At 27.9% G+C, this 24,845-nt stretch carries 28 protein-coding genes; 26 read left to right on the top strand and 2 right to left on the bottom strand.

All coding sequences use genetic code 11. The annotated features are described in order from the left end of the window. Positions 1-91 precede the first annotated feature (91 nt). The 24 genes from JJC01_14800 to JJC01_14685 all read left to right on the top strand — a co-directional run bounded on the left by JJC01_14800 (position 92) and on the right by JJC01_14685 (position 21,350). The gene (locus tag JJC01_14800; protein UDN57435.1) at positions 92-337 is read left to right on the top strand and encodes a TIGR03905 family TSCPD domain-containing protein; all 246 of its coding nucleotides are present in this window, start codon (positions 92-94) and stop codon (positions 335-337) included. Positions 338-372: 35 nt separating this feature from the next. After that, a complete protein-coding gene (locus tag JJC01_14795; GenBank protein ID UDN57434.1) occupies positions 373-1,098 on the top strand; it encodes a gamma-glutamyl-gamma-aminobutyrate hydrolase family protein in 726 nt (241 codons plus the stop codon). A 21-nt stretch (positions 1,099-1,119) separates the two neighbouring features. Then, positions 1,120-2,433: an amino acid permease gene (locus JJC01_14790; GenBank protein ID UDN57433.1), complete on the top strand. Its 1,314-nt coding sequence runs from the start codon at positions 1,120-1,122 to the stop codon at positions 2,431-2,433. 207 nt (positions 2,434-2,640) lie between these two features. Then, the gene (locus JJC01_14785) at positions 2,641-3,180 is read left to right on the top strand and encodes a GNAT family N-acetyltransferase (GenBank protein UDN57432.1); all 540 of its coding nucleotides are present in this window, start codon (positions 2,641-2,643) and stop codon (positions 3,178-3,180) included. 89 nt (positions 3,181-3,269) lie between these two features. Next, positions 3,270-5,255 (top strand): fructose-1,6-bisphosphatase, encoded by a 1,986-nt coding sequence (locus JJC01_14780; protein ID UDN57431.1) that lies wholly within the window; start codon positions 3,270-3,272, stop codon positions 5,253-5,255. 199 nt (positions 5,256-5,454) lie between these two features. After that, positions 5,455-6,423 carry a stage III sporulation protein AA gene (gene spoIIIAA / locus JJC01_14775; GenBank protein ID UDN57430.1) on the top strand — a complete coding sequence of 323 codons (969 nt, stop codon included), beginning with the start codon at positions 5,455-5,457 and terminating at the stop codon, positions 6,421-6,423. Continuing rightward, positions 6,413-6,934 (top strand): stage III sporulation protein AB, encoded by a 522-nt coding sequence (locus JJC01_14770; protein ID UDN57429.1) that lies wholly within the window; start codon positions 6,413-6,415, stop codon positions 6,932-6,934. Before spoIIIAA ends, JJC01_14770 begins: the two co-directional genes overlap by 11 nt. Before the next feature lie 16 nt (positions 6,935-6,950). Continuing rightward, a complete protein-coding gene (gene spoIIIAC / locus JJC01_14765; GenBank protein ID UDN57428.1) occupies positions 6,951-7,148 on the top strand; it encodes a stage III sporulation protein AC in 198 nt (65 codons plus the stop codon). 15 nt (positions 7,149-7,163) lie between these two features. Then, positions 7,164-7,550, top strand: a complete 387-nt coding sequence (gene spoIIIAD / locus JJC01_14760) for a stage III sporulation protein AD (GenBank protein UDN57427.1) — start codon at positions 7,164-7,166, stop codon at positions 7,548-7,550. A 100-nt stretch (positions 7,551-7,650) separates the two neighbouring features. After that, the gene (spoIIIAE, locus tag JJC01_14755) at positions 7,651-8,856 is read left to right on the top strand and encodes a stage III sporulation protein AE (GenBank protein ID UDN57426.1); all 1,206 of its coding nucleotides are present in this window, start codon (positions 7,651-7,653) and stop codon (positions 8,854-8,856) included. 59 nt (positions 8,857-8,915) lie between these two features. After that, positions 8,916-9,527 carry a stage III sporulation protein AF gene (locus JJC01_14750; protein ID UDN57425.1) on the top strand — a complete coding sequence of 204 codons (612 nt, stop codon included), beginning with the start codon at positions 8,916-8,918 and terminating at the stop codon, positions 9,525-9,527. An 11-nt stretch (positions 9,528-9,538) separates the two neighbouring features. Continuing rightward, on the top strand, positions 9,539-10,093 hold the full coding sequence (locus JJC01_14745) for a stage III sporulation protein AG (protein ID UDN57424.1): 555 nt from the start codon (positions 9,539-9,541) through the stop codon (positions 10,091-10,093). A 26-nt stretch (positions 10,094-10,119) separates the two neighbouring features. Beyond that, positions 10,120-10,809: a SpoIIIAH-like family protein gene (locus tag JJC01_14740; protein UDN57423.1), complete on the top strand. Its 690-nt coding sequence runs from the start codon at positions 10,120-10,122 to the stop codon at positions 10,807-10,809. A gap of 109 nt (positions 10,810-10,918) precedes the next feature. Further along, entirely contained in the window at positions 10,919-11,281 is a 363-nt protein-coding gene (locus tag JJC01_14735; GenBank protein ID UDN57422.1) for an Asp23/Gls24 family envelope stress response protein, read from the top strand. 84 nt (positions 11,282-11,365) lie between these two features. Further along, complete coding sequence (nusB, locus tag JJC01_14730) at positions 11,366-11,872, top strand: transcription antitermination factor NusB (protein UDN57421.1); 507 nt, start codon at positions 11,366-11,368, stop codon at positions 11,870-11,872. Next, entirely contained in the window at positions 11,856-12,968 is a 1,113-nt protein-coding gene (locus JJC01_14725) for an O-sialoglycoprotein endopeptidase (GenBank protein UDN57420.1), read from the top strand. Before nusB ends, JJC01_14725 begins: the two co-directional genes overlap by 17 nt. Continuing rightward, entirely contained in the window at positions 12,965-14,170 is a 1,206-nt protein-coding gene (locus JJC01_14720) for an exodeoxyribonuclease VII large subunit (GenBank protein UDN57419.1), read from the top strand. Before JJC01_14725 ends, JJC01_14720 begins: the two co-directional genes overlap by 4 nt. A gap of 1 nt (position 14,171) precedes the next feature. Beyond that, on the top strand, positions 14,172-14,387 hold the full coding sequence (gene xseB, locus JJC01_14715; GenBank protein ID UDN57418.1) for an exodeoxyribonuclease VII small subunit: 216 nt from the start codon (positions 14,172-14,174) through the stop codon (positions 14,385-14,387). 2 nt (positions 14,388-14,389) lie between these two features. After that, positions 14,390-15,277, top strand: a complete 888-nt coding sequence (locus tag JJC01_14710) for a polyprenyl synthetase family protein (GenBank protein ID UDN57417.1) — start codon at positions 14,390-14,392, stop codon at positions 15,275-15,277. A gap of 29 nt (positions 15,278-15,306) precedes the next feature. Continuing rightward, positions 15,307-15,744, top strand: a complete 438-nt coding sequence (locus JJC01_14705; protein UDN57416.1) for a divergent PAP2 family protein — start codon at positions 15,307-15,309, stop codon at positions 15,742-15,744. Between the two features lie 34 nt (positions 15,745-15,778). Next, on the top strand, positions 15,779-17,638 hold the full coding sequence (locus JJC01_14700; GenBank protein ID UDN57415.1) for a 1-deoxy-D-xylulose-5-phosphate synthase: 1,860 nt from the start codon (positions 15,779-15,781) through the stop codon (positions 17,636-17,638). 119 nt (positions 17,639-17,757) lie between these two features. After that, the gene (locus JJC01_14695; protein UDN57414.1) at positions 17,758-18,570 is read left to right on the top strand and encodes a TlyA family RNA methyltransferase; all 813 of its coding nucleotides are present in this window, start codon (positions 17,758-17,760) and stop codon (positions 18,568-18,570) included. A 19-nt stretch (positions 18,571-18,589) separates the two neighbouring features. Continuing rightward, a complete protein-coding gene (gene recN / locus JJC01_14690) occupies positions 18,590-20,269 on the top strand; it encodes a DNA repair protein RecN (GenBank protein ID UDN57413.1) in 1,680 nt (559 codons plus the stop codon). Positions 20,270-20,483: 214 nt separating this feature from the next. After that, positions 20,484-21,350, top strand: a complete 867-nt coding sequence (locus JJC01_14685) for a hypothetical protein (GenBank protein ID UDN57412.1) — start codon at positions 20,484-20,486, stop codon at positions 21,348-21,350. 79 nt (positions 21,351-21,429) lie between these two features. Here the strand turns inward: JJC01_14685 and JJC01_14680 are convergent, their stop codons facing one another. Further along, positions 21,430-21,921 (bottom strand): GNAT family N-acetyltransferase, encoded by a 492-nt coding sequence (locus JJC01_14680; protein ID UDN57411.1) that lies wholly within the window; start codon positions 21,919-21,921, stop codon positions 21,430-21,432. Between the two features lie 60 nt (positions 21,922-21,981). Next, complete coding sequence (locus tag JJC01_14675) at positions 21,982-22,422, bottom strand: GNAT family N-acetyltransferase (GenBank protein UDN57410.1); 441 nt, start codon at positions 22,420-22,422, stop codon at positions 21,982-21,984. Between the two features lie 160 nt (positions 22,423-22,582). Here JJC01_14675 and JJC01_14670 point away from each other — a divergent pair, with 160 nt between their 5' ends. Both JJC01_14670 and spo0A read left to right on the top strand, forming a co-directional pair. Next, positions 22,583-23,644: a PDZ domain-containing protein gene (locus JJC01_14670; protein ID UDN57409.1), complete on the top strand. Its 1,062-nt coding sequence runs from the start codon at positions 22,583-22,585 to the stop codon at positions 23,642-23,644. Between the two features lie 141 nt (positions 23,645-23,785). Further along, entirely contained in the window at positions 23,786-24,610 is an 825-nt protein-coding gene (gene spo0A / locus JJC01_14665) for a sporulation transcription factor Spo0A (GenBank protein UDN57408.1), read from the top strand. The last annotated feature ends 235 nt before the right edge of the window (positions 24,611-24,845 follow it).

The raw sequence follows: 24,845 nt of genomic DNA, 5'->3' as shown, positions 1-24,845 counted from the left end.
GATAAATAATAAATAAACGTAAAGTATAAATTTTGGCATATATATTGCTAACTATAGAGATAAGACAACAAAATAATTGGGAGGTTTAATTATGAAATACAAAACAACAGGGACTTGTGCTACAGAAATTGAATTTGAGGTAAAAGATGACAAAGTTACAAATGTAAATTTTGTTGGTGGATGTGATGGAAATTTAAAAGGATTAAAAGTGTTGGTTGAAGGTATGAATATAGAAAATGTAATTCAAAAACTAAAAGGAATAGAGTGTAAAACAAAACCAACATCTTGTCCAGACCAACTTTCTCTGGCATTAGAGAATTATATAAATAAAAAATAAGTACATAAAACAATCAACTAGTTAGGAGTTTAATTATGAAACCAATAATAGGTATTTTAGGAAATCTGATAATAATGGAAAATGGAATGTTTCCTGGGCTTGAAAGATCTTATGTAAATAATGATTATATAAACGCAGTATTAAAGGGAGGAGGTAGCCCAGTTATTATTCCAGTAAATACAGATAGAGAAGTTATAAAGAGACAGATTGAGATGGTTGATGGAGTTTTAATATCTGGAGGATGGGATGTTAATCCTCAATTATATGGTGAAGAAACAAGAGAAGAAACAATGTTTATATATCCCGAAGTAGATGAATTTGATTTAATTGCTATAAGTATAGCTTTAGAACTTAAAAAGCCAATACTAGGTATATGCAGAGGGCTACAAATATTAAATGTAAGCCTAGGTGGAACTTTATATCAAGATAATAGTCTTGTTAAAGGAAGTTACATAAAACATACACAATCTTCTAAAAGACATGTAGCTACTCATAAGGTAGATGTTCAAGACGGGAGTATTTTAGAAGGTATTTTAGGAAAACAATTACTTACAAATAGTTATCATCATCAAAGTATTAAACAACTTGGTGAAGGATTAAAAGCCATAGCATACTCAAAAGATGGTATAATAGAAGCTATTGAAAAAGAGGATGAAAATTTTGTAGTAGGAATACAGTGGCATCCAGAAATGATGGTAGATTATTGTAATAAAATGGAAAAGTTATTTAAATATTTCGTAAATATTTGTTCAACTTTATAATATACCTTGGGGGGATTAAACATGAACGAAAAAAATAAAATGGGATTAATAAGTATTATACTTTTAGGTATTAATGCGGTTGTAGGAGCAGGAGTTTTCCTATTACCAGGAAACGCAATGAAGGCATTTGGTGTTGCGAGTATATTTGTATATATGTTTGATATGCTATTAGTTTTATCTATGGCGTTTTGTTTTGCTGAAGTGGCAGGTAAATTTAATAAAAATGGTGCTGCATATGTGTACACCAAAGAAGCATTTGGAGATTTTTTTGGATTTGAAGTAGGTCTTATGAAATGGGTAATAGGATGTATTTCTTGGGGAGCGTTAATAGTAGGTTTTCCTACATCTTTATCAGCAGTATGGGCTCCTGCAGGTGACCCACATATACAAAAAATTATAATAGTAGCTATGATAGTTGGACTTACAATTATAAATTTATTAGGAGTATCTTTATCAAAAATTGTACAAAATGTTATAACAGTAGGTAAGCTAATTCCATTAGTATTATTTATAGTAATAGGTGTATTTTTTATAAAAGGAGCTAATTTTACTAATTCAACAATGGTACCACCAGGAGCAGGAGTTACAGAATTTGGAGCAGCAGCACTTTTAATGTTTTATTCATTTACAGGGTTTGAATCTATAGCAGTAGCAGCAGAAGATATGGAGAATCCTCAAAAAAATATACCTATAGCAATTATAAGTGTAATAGTAATTGCATCAATAATATATATATTAAATCAAGTTGTGTGTGTTGGTATTTTAGGAGATAAATTATCCAGTACAGCTACTCCTGTTGCAGATGCGGCGAGAATATGTTTTGGAAATATGGGTGCAGGATTAGTTACTTTTGGGACATTAGTTTCTGTTGGTGGAATTTGTATGTGTGGTGCTTTTGTAAATCCAAGAAGCTGTGTAGCTTTAGCTGATGACAAAATGTTACCAAGAATGTTTGCAAGGAAAGATAAAAATGGTACACCATATGTAGCAATAATAGCAACTATGATAATTACTATACCAATAGCTTTGTCTGGAAGTTTTGCTGAATTAGCAGCAATAAGTGCAGTTGCTAGATTTATACAATATATACCTACTTCTCTATCAGTGTTAGTATTTAGAAAGAAAAGACCAGAATTAGTAGGGACTTTTAGAACTCCATTTGGAGCAGTAATTCCTTTAATTGCAGTGTGTGTTGGTACATGGTTATTATTCCAGGCGTCTATGCACCAATTAGTTATGGGATTAGGAGCATTAGCAGTTGGAGTACCACTATACTTTATAATGAAGTCTTATAACAGAAAAGTTTATGGAGAAGATTTAAAGAAAGTTGTTTAAATTATATTGTAAATACTATTTAACTAGCAGAGGAATATTATCAAAAAATTGAATATAAATAAATATATATAAGGTTATATTAAAATATTATTAAATTTTTATTTTAGTATAACCTTATATTGTTATTAATACATGAAAAATATTGTAATACATGTAAAATAATAGTATTATGTTTATTAGATAAAAAACTTGTTAGGAGGTAAATTTATGTCAGAAATAACTTTAAAGAATGGTATAGAAGTATCTATTAGAGAAGGCGTAAAAGAAGATGCCCAAGCTATTATAGATTTTTATAATGAAGTAGGTGGGGAAACTCATTTTCTTTCATTTGGGAAAGATGAATATAAAATATCTTTAGAAGACCAAGAAAATTCTATAGAGTCAGCAAAAGCATCTGATAACTCAATAAAATTAATTGCATTTATAGATAGAGAGATAGCTGGTATTGCTACAATTGATTCCAATCAAAAAGCAAAAGGAAAGCATGTTGGAGTTTTAGGAATTGTTGTTAAAGAAAAATACTGGGGAGCTGGATTAGGTAAAAGACTTATGTTAGACCTTATAGAATGGTGTAAATCAAATGGAATAACTAAGAAAATAACTCTTGTTACTAATGAAGAAAATCATAATGCTATAGAATTATACAAAAGAGTCGGATTTGAAGTAGAAAGTATATTAAAGAAAGAATGTTATTACAATGGTGTTTATACTGATTTGATAGGGATGTCACTTTTATTAGGAATATAATTAGTGTACATTTTATCTCGAAAAAATCATATTAAGTATGGTATAATTAAAAAAAGAATATAACTTAATATAATTTTGGAGGACGAATTATGAAAAATCTGTGTAAAATATCAGATGAATATTTAAATAGTAAACTTAAATATTTAAAGTTATTATCAAAACAATATCCAAGCATATCGAAAGCAAGTACAGAAATAATAAATTTAGAGGCTATATTAAATCTTCCAAAGGGAACTGAACATTTTATAACAGATGTACATGGCGAATATGAGCCATTTGTACATGTTTTAAAAAATGGTTCTGGTGTAATAAAGAGAAAAATAGAAGAATTATTTTCAAATACAATAAGAGATAGTGAAAAAAAGATGCTAGCAACTCTTGTATACTATCCTGAACAAAAACTAGACTTAATAATTAAACAAGAGGAAAATATAGATGATTTTTATAGAATAAATATCTATAGACTTATAGAACTTTGTAAGTATGCTTCCAGCAAATACACTAGGTCAAAAGTTAGAAAACTTTTACCAGAAAATTTTAAATACATAATAGAAGAACTTTTACATGAGCATATTAAAAGTGAACATAAAGAAGAATACTATAAAAGTATAGTTGAGACAATAGTTGATATAGGTATAGCTAAAGAGTTTATAATTGCAATTTCCACGGTTATACAAAAGTTAGTTGTTGACAGACTACATGTAATAGGTGATATTTATGATAGAGGTCCAAGACCAGATATAATTGTAGATAAGCTTATTGAACATCATTGTGTAGATATTCAATGGGGAAATCATGACATACTATGGATGGGTGCAGCATCAGGTGAAAAAACTTGTATAGCAAATGCACTTAGAATTTCGGCTAGATATGCAAACCTAGATATCGTAGAAGATATATATGGGATAAATCTATTACCTTTAGCTACTTTTGCAATAGAAATGTATAAAGATGACCCATGTAAAGAATTTATTCCTAAGATTAATGACCAAAGTGTGACAACAACAGAAAAGTCTTTGATGGCAAAAATGCATAAGGCAATAAGTATAATTCAATTTAAACTTGAAGGTGAAGTGATAAAGAGAAGACCTGAGTTTGAAATGGAGCATAGGCTTTTGCTTAACATGATAAATTATGAAGAAGGAACAATTACTTTAAAAGGAAAAACATATAAACTAAAAGATACTTATTTGCCTACAATAGACAAAAAAGACCCATATAAATTGAGTATTGAAGAAAAAAATGTTATTGAAAAATTAGTGTCTTCATTTAGAGGTAGCGAAAAATTACAAAAGCATGTTTCATTTTTATTTTCTAAAGGAAGTATATATTTAAAGGCAAACTCAAATTTATTAATTCATGGATGTGTCCCATTGAATGAAGATGGAAGCTTTATGTCTATGAATATAATGGGAAAAGAGTATAAAGGTAAAATCCTTATGGATAAGATGGAATCTCTAGCAAGAGAAGGTTTTTTCTTTAAGGATAAAGCAGAAGAAAAACTATATGGTATGGATATTATGTGGTATTTGTGGACTGGAAAATGTTCATCATTATTTGGAAAAGACGATATGACTACATTTGAAAGATATTTTATAGCAGAAAAAGAGACTCATAAAGAAAATAAGAATCCATATTTTAAGCTTAGAGAAAGTGATGTTGCTTGTGAAAGAATATTTGAAGAATTTGATTTAGAACTTGATGAATCACATATAATAAATGGGCATGTTCCTGTAGAAAGTAAAAATGGAGAGAGCCCAATAAAAGCCAATGGAAAAATTCTTGTTATAGATGGTGGTTTTTCTAGAGCCTATCAAAAAACTACTGGTATAGCTGGATACACTTTGATATATAATTCTAGAACTTTACAACTAGTATCACATGAACCATTTAATTCTGCTGAAGAGGCTATTGCAAATGAAAGCGATATCTTATCGACAACTGTTGTAGTAGAGCATAAGGCAAAGAGAAAAATGGTGAGAGATACTGATGAGGGTGTAAAAATACAAGAAGAAATAGAAGACTTAAAATTGCTTTTAATGGCCTATAAAAAAGGGCTAATAAAAGAAATGTAGATAATAAAAAACTAAGATAACTCTATGCTTGAGAGTGGTCTTAGTTTTTATTTTTATAATAATTTACTTATTAAGTGAATCCTAAACAATAGGGTTCATTTTTTTATAGATAAATATTATTAAAAAAATTATATAGGTTTTGGTAATATTCCTTGTCCTTTATAAATAGAATTATATAAACAAAGGAGGAGGACAAGAAATGAATAAACTTTCAGATGAAATAATAAACTCTCTTTCTACAAACATAAGAGAGAAGGTAGAAAAAATCTCAGACAATAATCTAAACATAGAAGAAATTAGATTACGTTCACAAAAACCATTGATACTAAATGCAAACTCTAAAGATTATTTTTATAATCAAAAAACTATGGAACTTGATTTAAATCAGCACAATTCATATATAGTGACAAGGGAAGATATAGAGCAAACTTTTCAAATAATATGTAAATACTCAATACATTCATTTATGGATGATATAAAAAAAGGGTTTATAACTTTGAGAGGAGGCCATAGAGTAGGGTTAGTTGGAAAAGTAATAGTAGAAGATGGACAAGTCAAAAATATAAAACACATATCATCTTTAAATATAAGAGTATCAAGAGAAGTCATAGGATGTTCAAATAAGATTTTAAGTCATATCATAAAAGGTAAAAATCAAATTAATAATACTTTGATAATATCTCCACCTCAATGTGGAAAGACAACTTTAATTAGAGATATAGTAAGAAATTTAAGTAATGGTAATGAAGAATATAGATTTAAAGGATTGAAGGTAGCACTAGTAGATGAACGTAATGAGATAGCAGGAGCTTACTTAGGTGCTCCACAGATGGATGTTGGAATAAGGACTGATATAATAGAAACTTGCCCAAAAGAGTTGGGTATTACGATGCTTTTAAGGTCAATGTCGCCAAATGTTATTGTGACAGATGAAATTGGAAGTGAGAAAGAAATAAAGGCATTATATACAGCATTAAATGGAGGTATTGGATTAATAACTACTGTACATGGAGATTCAATGGAAGATATACAAAATAGAAAAGAGTTAAACAGACTCTTAGACAAAGAATTGTTTAAAAAAGTTATAATTCTTTCTGCTAAGAAAGGTGCAGGGACAATTGAAAAAATTTATGATTTAGAAGAAAAGAGATGGTACTTTGCAAATTAAGATAATTATTATAGCACTCCTAATAGGAAGTAGTTATTTGATAGGTGAACATATATACAAAACCTATACACGAAGACACAAACAACTAAATGATTTAATAAGAGTTTTAGAAATATTAAGGATGGATTTATCTTTTGGGCTTTATACATTAGAAGAAATTTTTAGAAGGATAGGATGCAATAAAGACTTTTGTTTTTGGAATTTTTTCTATCAAATTTCAGAAGAACTTCACAATGAACAAAGCAAAACTTTAGAAGAAATAATATCAGAGAATACTGAAATTTTAGTTAAAGAAACTTATCTTGGAAGTAAAGAAATTGAGGAATTAAAAAATCTAATTCTTACATTGGGAAAAAGTGATATAGAGTCCCAACAAAGAATGATAGATTTATCTATAGAAAATCTGAAAAAACAAACCTATGAAACAAAAGAAGACATAAGTAAAAAAGGGTTGCTATATAAAAAATTAGTAACCTTTATAGGCATAGGTATATGTATTATATTGATTTAATATGGGGAGGTTTATTATGGAGATATCATTGATATTAAAGGTTGCAGGTGTAGGTATTCTAATATCAGTATTAAATATGATATTGGAAAAAACAGACAGAAAAGATTGGGCAGGGCTTACTACTTTGGCAGGTGTAATAATCGTGTTGGGGATGGTAATAACAGAAATAAGTGATTTATTCAATACTGTAAGAACAATGTTTCAACTTTACTAAAGAGGAGGGAGTAATTTGGAAATAATGCAATTAATAGGAATTGCAATCATTTCAACTACACTCTGTTTAGTAATAAAAAAAGATAGACCAGAAATAGCAAATTTCATAGCAATAATAACTGGAGTAACAATATTATTATCAGTTATGTTTAAGCTAAATTTTATAATAGATAGTATACAAGATTTAGCTAATAAAGCTAATATTCCAACTATGTATATATCTTTAATAATAAAATTAATAGGAATAGCATATTTAATGGAATTTGCAATACAACTTTGTAAAGATTGTGGGGAAGGAAACATTGCTTCAAAACTAGAGTTTGGAGGAAAAATAATAGTTATGTCAATGTCTTTCCCTATACTTTTATCCATTGTAGAAATGGTGGTGAATATAATTCCATAGTTATTTATATTAAGGTAGATAGCTATAGATATATTAGTTGTTATTTAAAGGATATTTTGTTGTATTGAGGTTTATAGAGTGAAGAGAGGCATGGTTGCTTATGAAAAAAAGATTTTTACCAATGATTATGGGATTTGTATTGACTTTCTTTTTTGTAAATATCTTTGCCATTATAATATTTGCTAATGAGGTTCCAAGTAGCGAAGATAAAGAATATGGTGAAGCTAAGAGTAGCATAGATAAATATATTGATGGTCAGTTAGACAAGTTAGATATAAATGAAATTCAAGATTATATAAATAAAGAAATAGTTATTAATGATGTTAATTTAAAATCGTTTGTAAAAGACCTAATTAGTGGAGAAAAAAATATTTTAGATTTATTTAATAAAGATGGACTGAAGATATTGATGTTTGATGAGTTTAAAGCAAGTTTAAAGGTAGTGGCAGTAATTTTAGTATTAGCTTTACTGTCATCTATTTTAAAAAGTTTAGAGAATTCTTTTTCATCAGGTGCAGTTAGTCAAATAGCAACGTATATAATATTTATTACAATGGTATCGCTCACTTTAATTGGATTTAAAGATGTACTACAAATTTGTTATGATGCAATAGACCATACTGTAGGTCTTATGCAAGTTATAATGCCAATACTAATAACATTTTTACTTTTAATTGGATTTCCAATAACATCTACTACTTTAAATCCTATTTTTATAGGAGGAGTGACATTTATAAATGTATTTTTCAAGAAATTTTTATTTGTATCAGTAACTGTTGCATTTGGAATTCTAATAATAAACAATTTATCAAAAAACATAAGGCTAAAAAGATTTTTTTCTTTTGTCAAACAAATAAATTATGTTTCTATTGGGGCTATGTTTACCGTATATTTAGGACTTGTATCTATACAAGGCTTATATGTAACTAGTTTTGATAAATTCAGTGTAAAAACTGCGAAGTTTGCTATAGGTAACTTTATACCAGTTGTTGGTGGATTTGTATCAGATTCTGTGGATATTTTACTATCTTCATCTCAACTTATAAAAAATATATTTGGTGGAATAGGGCTTATCTTACTCATTGGGATTTGTTTGCTTCCAGTGATAAAAATTTTATCTGTCATAGTGGTATATAAATTGGCAGCAATAATTGTAGAGCCTGTTGGAGAAGATGGGATATCAAATTTTTTAAATGAAGTTGCAAATCTAATGATAATAATGTTAGCATCAGTAATTGCTATAACAATAATGTTCTTTGTGACTGTAGCTATTTTGACCTCGATAAGTGTTGTAAGTCAAGGATAATGTATAGATTAATAAAGAGTAATTACTTTTAATCTAAATATTTTAGAGAGGAGGATGCTATGTTAGAGGGCATAAAGGCATGGATAGTTAGTATTTTAATAGGAGCATTTATAGTAAATATAGTTGATATGATTTTACCTAGTTCCAAGATAAAGCCGTATGTTAACTTGGTGTTAAATTTTATATTCGTATTTATTGTAATAACTCCAGTGGTAGGATTTTTTTCAAAAGACATGAGCTTAGAAGATAGAATTTTAAAATCTATGGGAAATTACAATAAGGAATATGTAGATAGTACAAATGCTTTAGCAGAAGAGACTGGAAATACTAGCTTATCTAAGGGCTATGAAGATGGTTTGAAAGAAGTGCTTAAGCTAAAGCTTGATGAATATGGTTATGATTTAGAAGATATAGAGCTTAATGGTGCAAATATAAATAATATAAAAATAAAAGAAAAAAATAATATGTCAAAGAGCAATAGTGATGAAGAAAATGAAAATAATAGTACTAAAGGAGATGAAGATAGCATAAACTCTAATGACAAAGAAAATTCTAAACAAGTTTTTAAAAAAGGTACAGAGTATGGACTGAATCTAAATGAAGACAAACTAAAAAATGACCTAATAAAAGTGCTTGATGTTTCTATAGAAACTATACAAATTGATAAATAGGAGTTGGAAGAATGTTTAAAAACTTAAACGACAAAGATAAGAGAAAGGTATATTCACTAATAACTATAGCTGGAATATGTGTGGTATCATTAGTACTATTATCTTGTTTTCCAAGTAGCAAAACTGATGAAAAAGTTGGAAAAACAGATGCTGACAAAAAGACTGAAAAACAAGTTGCTAAGGAACATGAAAAAGACGATTTAGAATCAAAATTAACAACAATACTATCTAAAATTGATGGAGCAGGAGATGTTGATGTAATGATTACATTTGAGTCAAGTGAAGAAATACAACCTGCTTTTAACTCAAACCAAACAACAGAAACAACAGAGGAGAAAGATGCACAAGGTGGAGAAAGAACAGTTACAACTTCAAGTGAAAATAAAACAATGATAACTTCAAATTCAAGTGACCCTGTAGTTATAAAAACTACAGAGCCAAAGATAAAAGGAGTGATAGTAGTAGCAAGTGGAGCTAGTAATCCAAATGTCAAAGAAACACTTTATAGTGCAGTTCAAACATCATTACAAGTAGCAGGTCATCAAGTAGAAATATATTCTAAATAAATACATATAACCGGGGGGATAAATGAATGAAGTTTAATTATAAGGGAAGAGGATTTGTAATAATAACTTTAACTGCAATGTTAGTAATAGTAGGAACAGTAAATTATCAACTTAGTAAGAAATCTTTACTAGAAACATCAAAAGAATTTAAAGCATATGAAGAAGCTCAATTACAGAAGAATACTACTGATGATAGTGATAGTAGCAATAAAGAAGACTCAGATGCTACAGATAAACAAAATAGCAAAGAGAGTGCTGACATTGATATAGTTGATAGTAAGGCTAGTAAGGTTAAGGAAAAAGTAACTGAAACAAGTAAAGAAATAAAAGCTCAATTATCATCTGAAAAGAATATGAAAAAAGCATCTTATATTTTAGATATGAAAATGAACAGAGAAAAACAAAGAAATGAATTAGTTCAGGATTTAAATGAAATGATAAATAATCCATCTACAACAGAGGAATCTAGAAAAGAAGCTTCTAATATGAAATTAAATATAGTTAAAACTCAAGAAAAGGAGCTTCAAATAGAAAATCTTTTGAGTACAAAGGGATATGAAGAAGCATTAGTTTATATAAGTGATAGCAAAGTCAATGTTGTTGTAAATGAAGCTAAATTAGATAAGAAAGATGCAGCAAAAATATTTGATTTGGTTGCAGAACAGGCTAATGTAAAGTATGAAAATATTAAACTTACAAATAATAATACTAAGTAAAATATAAACCTCAGAATTAACTGAGGTTATTTTCTTGCAAAGTAGAGTTGTATTTGGTATTATTATACTTATAAAAATAGTTCCTTAAAATCAGGAGGTAAGTTTTAATATGGAAGATAATAAATTTGGACAAGTAAAAATATCTAATGATGTAATAGCTACAATAGCTGGTTTAGCAGCATTAGAAGTTGAGGGCATAGAAACTACAGCAACATTAACAGATAAGTTGTTAAAAAATAATGGAGTAAAGATACAAATAGAAGAAGAGGATGTTAATTTAGACGTAATGGTTATGATAAAATATGGCATGTCAATACCAGATACAGCTTTTAAAGTTCAAGAAAATGTAAAAAATACTGTTGAGACAATGACAGGACTGAAGGTTTCTCAAGTAAATATACACATTCAAGGAATCAGCTTTAAGAAAGATAAAGTTGATAAAGAAGAAGTAAAAGCAACTAAGAAAAATTAATATTAGCCCTCTGAAAAGTCAGAGGGTTTTTTGTTGGCATTTGATTTTATATAGATAATTAAACTTAAAGGAGAATTTTAATTGATGAAAAAAGATAGGGCACAAAAAAGTACAACAAGGGAATATATAATGAAACTTATATACCAAATAAATATTAATAAAGAGGAGTTTGAAGGTTTAGACTATAAAGTGGATTCTTTCTTAAAAGATAATTCAGAACATATTATAAATAGATATGAAGAACTTACACTTAAGTACTCAAATAATGCAAAATTAAAATTAGAAGATACTAAACTTGAAGATATAGTAGATAGAGAATATATAAATACAGTATGTAAAGCACTAAGAGAGAATCATGATGAGATAGATGAATTAATAAATAAGCATGCTAAAAATTGGACAGTAGATAGAATGCCAAAGGTAGATGTGTCTATACTTAGATTATCCGTGTGTGAAATAGTTTATTTAGACACTCCTAATAAAGTATCAATAAATGAAGCTGTGGAACTTGCAAAGATATATTGTGATGATAAATCTCCTAAATTTATAAATGGAATATTAGGAAGTGTTGTTGATGAAATTGAACAATAATATAATAATTGGAATTGATACTAGCTGCTATACTACTTCTATAGCAGCTATCTCTTTAGATAAAAAAGTTATTTTTAATGAAAAAATAATGCTAGAAGTAAAGGAAAATTCAAAAGGATTGAGACAAAGTGAAGCTGTGTTTCAACACATAAATAATTTAGGATTACTTAGTGATAGGATAAAATCATTTGGGGACAAATTTGTCATAGAGGGAGTTTGTTCATCTATTAAGCCTAGACCAGTTGAAAATTCATACATGCCTGTATTTAATGTTGGGTACAATTTTGGAAAGTTATTATCAAGTATACATGGATGTAAATTTTATGAAACGACTCATCAGGAAAATCATATTGAGGCTAGTTTATTAAATAGTAAATTAAAAAATAATAACAAATTTATTTCTGTTCATATGTCAGGTGGCACTACAGAGATACTTTTAATAACTAAGCATGATAATAATTATGATGCAAATAACAAAGATTTAGATGTAATAACTAAAATAAGCAATAAAAAAAACTTAGATGCAATAGCTAAAATAAATACTAAAAAAGATGATAAAAGTAAGTTATACAATAATTTTGGATATAATATAGATATAATTGGAGGAAGTAAAGATATTAGCTTTGGGCAACTTATAGATAGAATAGGTGTCAAGCTAGGATATAAATTTCCTTCAGGAAAATATCTAGATGAAAATGCTTTAAATTGTAATCTTAAAATAGAAAGTGGTCTAAAAACTTCTGTAAGAGAGGGATATATGAATTTATCTGGATTAGAAAATCAGGTGAATAAAATTATAGATGACAATAGAGATAATATTAGTAAAAATAAAAAAGAATATATATCTAAATTAGTACTGGATTCAGTAGTTAGAAACATGTTTAAATCTTTAATATATTTATGTGAAGCTTACAATGTAGAAGAAGTAGTTTTTGCAGGTGGAGTTTCTGCAAGTAAGTATATCCTCAAAGAATTAAGTTTAAAACTAAGTAAAAACTGTATAAAAGCTCATTTTACAGAGCCACAATATTCAACTGATAATGCTGTTGGGTGTGCTATAATAGGATTGAATAACTTTTTAGGAGAAAAAATATGAAACTAAGAGCTTTAGATATAAGTGAAGCAAATTCATATATTAAAAGAATTTTAATAAATGACCCAATACTTTCTAATCTTAAAGTTAAGGGAGAAATTTCTAATTTTAAAATACATAGCAGTGGAAATGTTTATTTATCGTTAAAGGATGAAACTTCAAAGCTAAACTGTGTAATTTTTAAAAGTAATTTTAATCGTAATCTAAAATTAGACAATGGAGTAAAGGTTGTAGCTAGTGGATATATATCAGTTTATGAAAGAGATGGTGCATATCAATTATATATTAATGAAATTGAAATAGAGGGAATTGGGAATTTACACATAGAATTTAACAAATTAAAAGAAAAACTTAATAAAGAAGGTTTGTTTGATTCCAAATACAAAATACCTATCCCTAGAATGCCAAATTCAATTGGAGTTATAACATCTCCAACAGGAGCTGTTATAAGAGATATAATAAATGTAATAAAAAGAAGATATCCAAAGGTCAATATAAAGCTTTATCCAGTAACTGTTCAAGGAGATAGGTCAGCAGAAGAAATATGTGAAGCAATTAGATTTTTTAATCATATGAAGAATGTGGATACAATTATAGTTGGTAGAGGTGGGGGTTCAATAGAAGAACTTTGGTCTTTTAATGATGAAATGGTAGCAAGAGAAGTTTTTAACTCTCAAATTCCAATAATATCAGCAGTTGGTCATGAAACTGATTTTACTATTTGTGATTTTGTGTCTGATATGAGAGCACCAACACCATCAGCAGCAGCTGAGATTGCAACTCCATCATTAGATGACATAAAATATAAACTTGGGAATATAAAAAGCAGACTTAACAAGTCTCTTATAAATCAAGTTGAATTAGACCAATACAAGTTAGAATCAGTGTTTAATAAAATAAATAACTATTTAGATTCTTACATAATAAAAGATAAAGTTATACAATTGGATAAAATATATGATAAAATAATTTTTGGAATAGAAAATAATTTAAAATTAGAAGATGAAAAATTAATAAAGGTTGGAGCATTACTTCATAACCTAAGTCCATTAGCCACTATGGACAGAGGTTATAGTATAGTTCAAAAAAACGGAAAAGTAATAAATAGTATAAAAAGATTGAAAACTGAAGATAACATAGATATAGTATTAAAAGATGGAAATTTAGAATGTATAATAGATAAAATTGAAAATAAAGAGGTATAATATGAACTTAACCTATGAAGAAGCTTACAAAAGATTGGAGAGCATTTTAAATGAGTTAGAATCTAAAAATGCTAGCTTAGATGAATCTTTAAGCTTATATGAAGAAGGAATTAGTCTTTATAAACATTGTAATAAGCTTTTGGATGATGCAAAATTAAAAATAAGTAAATTTAATCAATTAGGAATAGAAGAGGATTTTAGAATAGAGGAGGAATAAAAGTGGAATTTAAACAACATTTAAAAGAAAAAGCAAGTTTTATAGAAGATATACTTAAAGAATATATGCCAAAAGAAGAAGGTTATCAAAAAACTGTTATTGAGGCTATGAACTACAGCTTGAGCGCTGGAGGTAAGAGATTAAGACCAATACTTACACTAGAAGCCTGTAAGGTAGTTGGAGGAAATGAAGAAGAAGCTATACCTTTTGCTATTGCAATTGAAATGATACATACATACTCACTTATACATGATGACTTACCAGCTCTTGACAATGATGATTTAAGAAGAGGAAGACCAACAAACCATAAAGTATATGGAGAGGCAATGGGAATTTTAGCAGGAGATGCTTTACTGAACTATGCTTTTGAAGTTATGCTTGCAGGTTCAATAAATAAAGAAAATCCAGAAAAATATCTAAAAGCTATAAATGAAATTGCTAAAGGTGCTGGAATATATGGAATGATAGGTGGGCAAGTGGTAGATGTAGAAAGTGAAAATAAACAAATTGAAAAAGAAAAATTAGATTATATACATATGAATAAAACTGCTGCAATGATGGTTGGATGTATGAGAGCAGGAGCAACTATAGGTGGAGCAAATTCAGAACAAATGGAAGAAATAACTAAATATGCAAAAAATATCGGATTATCATTCCAGATAGTAGATGATATACTAGATATAGTGGGAGATGAAATAAAATTAGGGAAAAAAGTTGGCAGTGATATAGAGAATCATAAATCAACATATCCATCTCTTTTAGGATTAGATAAATCTAAAGAAATTGCACATAATTTAATAGATGAGGCAAAGAAGAGTATAGAAAAATTATCTGACAATGTAGATTTTTTAAAGGGATTGGCTGAATATATAATAGATAGAGAATATTAAAATATACAGCTAAAATCGAGGAGGGAAAAATGAACTTTTTTTCGGAGATTTTTAACAATGGGGCTTTGGGAATAAGTCTTATTGCTTGTTTCTTAGCACAATTTATAAAGATATTTACTGGGAAGGGAAAGAGAATTGAGTTTTCAAGAATACTCATTTCAGGAGGTATGCCTAGTTCTCATAGTTCTTTTGTTACAAGTTTAGCTACAGTGGTAGGCATTGAAAAAGGGTTTAATTCTACTGATTTTGCTATAATTACTGTGCTTGCACTGATTATAATGTATGATGCAGCAGGTGTTAGACGTGCTGTTGGGAAACAAGCTACTATATTGAATCAGATGGTAGCAGACCTTCAACATGGAAAGCATATAGAGCAGAAGAAATTAAAAGAATTAATAGGTCACACACCACTAGAGGTTTGGTTTGGAGCTTTACTTGGTATAGTAACAGCTTTAATATTGATGTAAATTTAAAATTTACAAAATAAAAGGTGAGGATAATATGTATAAATATTTAGATAAAGTAAATTCTCCAAAAGATATAAAAAATATGAGCATAGAAGAAATGGATTTACTTGCAAAGGATATAAGAAAGTTTTTAGTAAAATCTGTTTCCAAGACAGGAGGACACTTAGCTTCTAACTTAGGTGTAGTTGAGTTAACATTAGCACTTCATAAAGTGTTTGACAGCCCTAAAGATAAATTTGTATGGGATGTAGGACATCAGTCTTATGTTCACAAAATGGTTACTGGAAGAAAAGATTGTTTTGTATCTTTAAGACAATTCAACGGACTAAGTGGTTTTCCAAAGGAGAGTGAAAGTCCTCATGATATTTTCGACACAGGACATAGCAGTACATCTATTTCTGTGGCAACAGGTATTGCCTGTGCTAGAGATATAAAAAAAGAAAGCTATAGTGTTATATCTGTAATTGGAGATGGTTCTATAACTGGAGGTATGGCACTTGAAGCTTTAAATCAATTGGGATATATAAATACTAATATGATAGTAATTCTTAATGATAATGAGATGTCTATAGATAAAAATGTTGGCGGAATGTCTAAATATCTATCAAGTATTATAAGAAATTCAACAGTTGTTAAAATGACAGATGAAGTTGATAAGATTTTAAATGTTACATCAACAGGTGAAATTTTATCTAAGACTGCACATAGATTTAAGGACAAATTAATATATAGTTTTTCTCCTCAAGATTGTTCATTTTTTGATTCATTAGGTATAAAATATTATGGTCCTATAGATGGTCATAATACTAAAGAATTAATAGAAACACTTAGAAAAGCTAAACATAAAAAAGGCCCTGTGCTTTTACATGTTATTACAAAAAAAGGAAAAGGATATAAATTTGCAGAGGAACAACCTGATAAATATCATGGAGTATCAAAGTTTGATATAAAGACAGGTGTAACATCTTCTAAAGTTAAGTCTATGTCGGTTAGTGTTGGTGAAAAATTGGTTGAGATGGCTAGCAAAAACGAAGAAATAGTAGCTATAACAGCTGCAATGCCATCTGGAACAGGATTAAACTTATTTGAAAGTGCTTACCCAAAAAGATATTATGATGTTGGTATAGCTGAACAACATGCAACAGGGTTTGCGGCAGGTCTTGCAAAAAATGGTATGAAGCCTTATTTTGCTGTATATTCATCATTTTTACAAAGAGCATATGACCAAGTTATTCATGATGTATGTATAACAAAAAAACCAGTTACTTTTCTTATAGATAGAGCTGGTCTAGTTGGAAATGATGGTGAAACTCATCATGGTATGTTTGATTTAAGTTACTTAAATTCTATTCCAAATATTGTAGTGATGGCTCCAAAAGATACAAGAGAAATGGAACTTATGATGGATTTATCATTAAAATTGGATTCTCCATTGGCAATTAGATATCCAAGAGGAAATAGTTATTACCTAAATAAAGGAGAATACAAAGAAATTAAGTTAGGAAAATATGAGATATTAGATGATGGACAAGATACAGTCATACTTTCTATTGGGAATATGGTGAAACATGCTCTAGAAGCTAAAGAAATATTGTTAGAAGAAGGTATAAATCCAACAATAGTTAATGCTAGATTTTTAAAGCCTATGGATGAAGATATGTTGCATACTTTATTTAAGAATCATAAAAATGTAGTTACAGTAGAAGATAATGTTATTACTGGCGGATTTGGAAGTAGAATAAGTAAATTTATTATAGATAATGGATATAAAGTAAATATACTTAATATAGCAATACCAGAAGAGTTTATAAAACATGGCAATGCAGATGAACTATATAATTTTGTAGGATTATCGCCAAAGTGCATTGCTGATAAAGTAAGAGAGTTAATATAAATAATATGGATTAGATTTAATATAAAATTTAAAATTTGTCACTTAGAATAAATATCGAGTGTGTTACTTCAAGCTACTTTAGTCAATATTAAAGTAGCTTTTAACAGAAAGGTAATTTTATGAAGAAAAGAATAGATTTATTGTTAGTAGAGCAAGGGCATTTTGAAAGTAGAGAAAGAGCTAAAAAAGCAATAATGGCTGGATTAGTTTTTGTTGATAATCAAAGATGTGATAAGGCAGGTACAGAAGTAAAAGAGGATTGTGCTATAGAAGTAAAAGGAAACCCAATACCATATGTTAGTAGGGGTGGATTAAAGCTTGAAAAAGCAATGAAGAACTTCGACTTAACTATTGATGGAAAAGTATGTATGGATATAGGAGCATCTACGGGTGGTTTTACAGACTGTATGCTAAAAAATGGAGCTATAAAAGTATTTTCCATAGATGTTGGTTATGGTCAGCTTGCGTGGAAATTGAGACAAGATGATAGAGTTGTGTGTATGGAAAGAACAAACATAAGGAATGTAACAATAGAAGATACAAAGCAATTTGCAGATTTTGCATCAATTGATGTATCTTTTATATCATTGAAACTAGTACTTCCAAAAGCAAAAGAATTAGTTATTAATAATGGAGAAATTGTAGCCTTGATAAAACCTCAATTTGAAGCAGGAAGAGAAAAGGTAGGTAAAAAAGGTGTAGTTAGAGAAAAATCTACACATATAGAAGTTATAAAAATGATTTCTGATTTTTCAGTGCAAAATGGATTTGAAATTTTAGGATTAGATTTTTCTCCAATTAAGGGTCCAGAAGGAAATATAGAATATCTAATTCATTTAAAGAATGGAAATGAAGGATATGAATTTGATAGTGATATGTATGACAAAAAAATAGTGGAAGTCGTTGAGGCTTCTCATAATTTAGATAAATAGAATAAAAGGGGGCTTAGACTTGATCCTCGAATTATATATGAAAAATTGTGCCTTAGTTGAAGAACTAAGGCTGGGTATTGATAAAAACTTAAATATACTTACGGGAGAAACTGGTTCAGGAAAATCTATAATAATAGATGCGCTTGGACTTTGTCTAGGTGAGAAATATGACAGGTCTTTTCTAAGAAAAGGTACAGATAAGGGACTTGTTGAAGCTATATTTTTCTCAGATAACGTGTATCTAAAAAAGATATTAGATGAAAATGATATAAGTATAGAAGATGATAATTTATTGGTTATAACTAGATTGATATATTCAGATGGGAAAAGTACTGCTAGAGTAAATGGAAGGACTGTTAAAGTATCTTTTCTAAAGGAAATTGCATCTACACTTATAGATATACATGGTCAACATCAAAATCAAGCTTTATTCAATAAGGATACACACTTAAAATTTTTAGACTTATTTGGAGAAAATGAACTAGATAAGTTTAAAGATGATTATAGAAAAATTTATTACAAATACAGCGAAGTAAAGAGAGCTTTGAACTCTTTAACAGAAAATAAAGATGATATGCAGATTCAACGAGAAATAGATTTATTAAGGTTTCAAATAAATGAAATTGAGGCTGCAAATTTAAATAAAAATGAATATGAAGATTTATTAAAACAAAGAGATGTCTATAGAAATAGTGAAAAGATATATAATAATTTAAACTTAAGTTACAGTAAATTACATAATGGTGAATATAATGTTATTGACTTGATAGGTATTGCATCTAAAGAGCTTAATGATATATCTAAATATGACAGTGTTTTAAGTGAATATAGTGAAACTATAGAAAGAATAATGTATGAACTACAAGATATATCTAGTGATATAAGAAATTACAAAGATAATATAGATTTTGAACCTTATGAATTAGAACAGATTGAACTTAGAATTGATGAGATTAATAACTTAAGAAGAAAATATGGAGATAGTATAGAAGCTATATTTGAATATTATGAAAAGACAAAAGATAGACTAGATGAGATATTAAATAGAGATGAAAGAGTTGAACAATTAAAAAATCAATTAATAAAAATAGAAGAAGAGCTAAAAGTAAAAGCTAGCAAACTGACTAAAGCAAGAAATAAAGTGGCAATTCAATTAGAGGAAGTACTTCTTGATGAATTAAAGAGTCTAAATATGAAAAATGTAATGTTCAAAGTCAATTTTGAAGAAAGTTCATTTACTTTAAATGGAATAGATGATATTGAATTTATGATATCTTTTAATTTAGGAGAAGATATCAAACCTATATATAAAGTTGCATCAGGTGGTGAAATGTCTAGATTTATGTTGGCATTTAAGACTATATTAGCTGATATAGATGATATAGATACTTTAGTATTTGATGAAATAGATACAGGGATAAGTGGCATAGCTGCACAAATTGTTGGTGAGAAATTGAGTGATATAGCAAAGAAAAAACAAATAATATGTATAACTCATTTACCTCAAATTGCTGCAAATGCAGATACCCATTATTGTATAGAAAAAGATACTTCAAATAATAGAACATTTACAAATGTTAAGAAATTAAATCAATCTCAAAGAAAAAATGAAATTGCAAGACTTATAGCAGGTAATAATATAACAGAAAAAACTATAGAACATGCAAGCGAAATTATTGAAATGGCTAAAAAGTGTTAGTGAAAGAGCTTATTTTAAATAGATGTAGAGAATATTTAATCTAGATACTTTACATCTATTTTTTATGATGAAAATATTTTAAAATATTTTATCTGGATATCAAAAATAAATAAAAATTATAATTTAAATAAATCTTGTATAGACTTGTAACTGTAAAAAATTTAAGTTTTTGAGTATAATATTATGTATTAAAGTAGTAGTGGGGGGGTATTAAATGAATAAAAAAAATACTATGCACTTAATTTTTATAATCATAGTTATTATAGTATTAGGGTATATTTTATTAACTATTAATAGTATCAAGAATAATCTTGACACTTCTAATGATAAATTAGATTATTTATCACAAGAAATTATGAATACTAAGTCAGATATTAGCAATATAATTAATGAAGAAATGTCAAAAAGTTATATAACAAAAAGTATTGATTTAAAAGTTAAAAAATTAGAAAAAGACGAATGTGTAATTGATGTAGATACACAATTGAGCAAACTTGGCAAGGATGGAAAAGTAATCTTTATGTATAAAGCAGATAGTGATAAATGGAATGAGACTGAGATGACAAAGCATGGGGAATTATCATATACTTGTGAAATAAAAATAACTACAGGTAGTGAATATGATTATAAAGTAGTTACAAGTGGTACAATATCTGAAAGTTCAGATGTTCAAAAATTGACTAAGTCTGATTATATGCCTGAACCACCTGTATTTAATTATGGAATAAGGGACAATAAGGAATACTTTATTGAAATATTGGAAAACAGCAATTTATTTAATCATGAAAGTGAAAAATCAAAAAATAAAGTTTATGATGATATAAAGTTAGAAAATGTAGATATTATTGTAAATGAAGGTAAAGGTGATACTGTATATAAAGCTAAGTCTGCTAAATTATCAAATGGTAGTAAAGATGATAATATAGATAGAGAGCAAGTAAATTATGAGGCTAATTTTCCTAAAAAGGATATTAATGATATAATTTATATTAAAGCAAAGCTTACATACAATAATGGAATAGAATATATAAAAGATATAACTGAAGATATAAGTGTTGGTTTGGAAGATTTAGAGAAATAAATATATTTAAAATAATTTAATCAATAAAATAGAGTATAAATAAAACATCTATAATTTTATTTATACTCTATTTTTTTATTTATAATTTTAGCTCCATATATCTAGCCCCTTCAATTGGATTATAAGTATAAGGATTTATATCATAAAAACCAATTTTTTCGTATAAACCTTGAGCGCTTTTCATGCTTGGAAGAGTATCTAGTCTCATATATGTATATCCAATCTTTTTGGCTTCTTTTACGATTTCTTCTAATAATATTTTTCCTATTTTAAGTCCTCTAAATTTATCTCTTACATATAACCTTTTTAATTCACATACATCATTTTCAAGTTTTTTTAATGCAACACAACCTGCTAAATTTTCATCAACAAATGCTAGTATTAATGAGCCTGAAGGTTTTTTATACTTTCCTGGAAGTGTTTTTAATTCATTATTAAAGTCCTGGAAACACAAATCTATATTCAATGAATTTGAGTATTCAGTGAATAAAATCTTTACATTTTCAAGATTTTCTAAATCATTTTCTTCAACAAATTTTAAAATTACATTTTGAGTCATTTTATTTATCATTATATAAATATATTTATATAATGATTTCACCTCCTTGATAGATATATATTTTTATTAATATCAATTAGATTTTAATACCATGACCTTTTCTCCACCATAGTCAAGTTCTCCATTAAACTCAAATCCAAAGCTTTTGTAAAGTCCAATAGCCATTTTGTTGTTATCGAATATACTAATGTATAACTCATTGCAATTATATTCATTTTTAAGATGATTTATAAGGAAATCTAAGGATGCTTTTCCATATCCTTTACCTTGATACTTTGAGTCAATCATGAATCTATCAAGCCAAACTCTGTCATCTTCTAGGCGACCGTACATAGCAAATCCTATCAGTATATTGTCATCATATATTCCAACAGGTATCCAAGCTGTTATAAACTTAGACTCAGCAATAGAAAGTGCATTGCTTTCTATATAATCTAATTGATTCTTATCTACAGACAAATTAACTAAATCATGCCAATTATTTATATCTGCAATTCTTACATTTAATTTCAAAATATTACCGCCCTTCAAACTTTTTACCACAATATAATACTACCATATTATAGGATAAAAAGCACTTAGTAAGATATACAACGAGGTTTTTAAATGAATAAATTTTTACGAAAAAGGAATTATAAATACATAATAATACAGCATAGGAGTAGATGAATATATGAACAAAATAAATAAGAATTTCAAAAATATTTGGATAATATTAGGAGCTGTATCGATTTTTATGATGGTTATAATTTTTCAAAATAAAAATTGTAATACGAATAAGGAGACCCCAATAGAAACTTTTACAATTAAGAATCATGATAAAAAATATGTATATCCACTTGGAAATATAATTGGAGTGAAAGCAAATACAGATGGTGTATTGGTTTTAGGATATGAGGAAGAGGATGTAGATTATATTGGAGGCATACAGATTGGCGACAATATAGTAAAAATAGATAATAAAAAAATAAAAGATAGTCAGGATGTATCAAAAATTTTAAATGAAGCTAAAAAAAGTAAAGTAGAAGTGACTTTTGAAAGAAAAAATAAATATAAAACAGAGACAATAGAAACTAAAAAAGAAAATGGTAATTATAAACTTGGATTATGGGTGAGAGATAAGATATCTGGAATTGGAACTATGACTTTTTATGACCCTAATATGGAAAAATTTAAAGCAATTGGTCATGCTATAAAAGATTCGGACACTAATGAACTATTAAAGATTAAGCAAGGGTATATATATAAACCAGAAAAACTAAAAATATTAAAAGCTAGTAATGAAAAAGTAGGCAGAATAAAAGGTGATTTTAATGATAGTAATCTGATGGGAAATTTTTCGAATAACTCAAAATTAGGTATAAGTGGTAATATTACAGAAAAACAAAATAAAGAATTTAATTTAGCAAATAAAGAATTACAATTAATCGAAGTTGGAAGACCTCAAGATGTAAAAATAGGGGATGCAATAATTCTTTTTGAAGACAAAAACAAAAATATAACAAGCTATGATATAAAAATAGAAAGTATAGTATATGATAAAGGAAATTATAGAGATATGGTAATAAAAGTTGTAGATGATAAGTTATTGGAATACACAGGGGGGATTGTACAAGGGATGAGTGGGGCTCCAATAATACAAAATAATAAAATTATTGGTGCAATAACTCATGTTTTTAGAGATAATCCGAAAAAAGGATATGGTATTTTTATAGATGAAATGATAAAATTGTAGGTGAGGCATTAAAAAAATTTATTATTTTATCACTTATCTAGGAGGAATATAATTTTGAAGTGTCGAATATGCTTTAGAGTAGATAATTAGGAACAATTTGTGTAAAAAGTTTAGTTTTCTGTAATAAGAAGATGTTTTTTAATGGGGGGATTTTTAGTGGAAAAAATCAAAATAGTTTTAGCAGACGACAATAAGGATTTTTGTCAGGTATTAAAAGAGTATTTGTCTAATGAGGATGATATCGATATATTAGGCATAGCTAAAGATGGGATTGAAGCATTAGATTTAGTAAAAAAGACACAACCAGATTTATTAATATTAGACGTAATAATGCCACATCTGGATGGATTAGGTGTAATTGAAAAATTAAATACTATGGATATACCTAAAATGCCAAAAATAATAGTACTATCAGCAGTAGGTCAAGATAAGATAACTCAAAGCGCAATAAATCTAGGGGCAGATTACTACATAGTAAAGCCGTTTGATTTTGTTGTGTTTATAAACAGAATTAGAGAACTAGTTTCTAATAGAGTTACTCAAGTAGAGCCAAAGCCTAGACCAGTTCAAGAAACTCAAATGACAAGAAGTGATTTCGTTAAAAATGTAGGTAATATAGAAACAGAAATCACAAATATAATACACGAAATAGGAGTACCAGCTCATATAAAAGGGTATTTATATCTAAGAGAAGCTATAAAAATGGTCATTGATAATGTTGAACTTTTAGGTGCAGTAACAAAAGAGTTATATCCAAGTATAGCTAAAAAATTCAATACAACACCAAGTAGAGTTGAGAGAGCAATAAGACATGCCATAGAAGTTGCATGGAGTAGAGGCAAAGTTGACACAATAAATCAATTATTTGGATATACGGTACACAATACTAAAGGAAAACCAACTAATTCAGAATTTATAGCAATGATTGCTGATAAATTAAGATTAGAACATAGTATGGTTAAATAAATAGACAGAAAAAGTAAGACCTTTTAATGAAGGTATTGGCAATAAATATGCATTACAAACAGCAAAACGGTATAACCAATAGGGTTATACCGTTTTGCTGTTTTAATATATAATAAAAGCTTTATTTTTTCTTTATTATTTATTTAATATAATTTTATTATAATATGGCCATATTATGTACCTTTGTCAGTTGTAGATTAATGTTGATTTGTTTTTTAATATAAAAATATACTTT

The sequence above is a fragment of the Clostridioides sp. ES-S-0010-02 genome (assembly GCA_020641055.1).
In the GTDB taxonomy this organism is placed as follows: Bacteria; Bacillota; Clostridia; order Peptostreptococcales; family Peptostreptococcaceae; genus Clostridioides.
The sequence above is the reverse complement of the archived record's forward strand: the minus strand, read 5'-3'. Positions and strand labels throughout refer to the sequence as shown.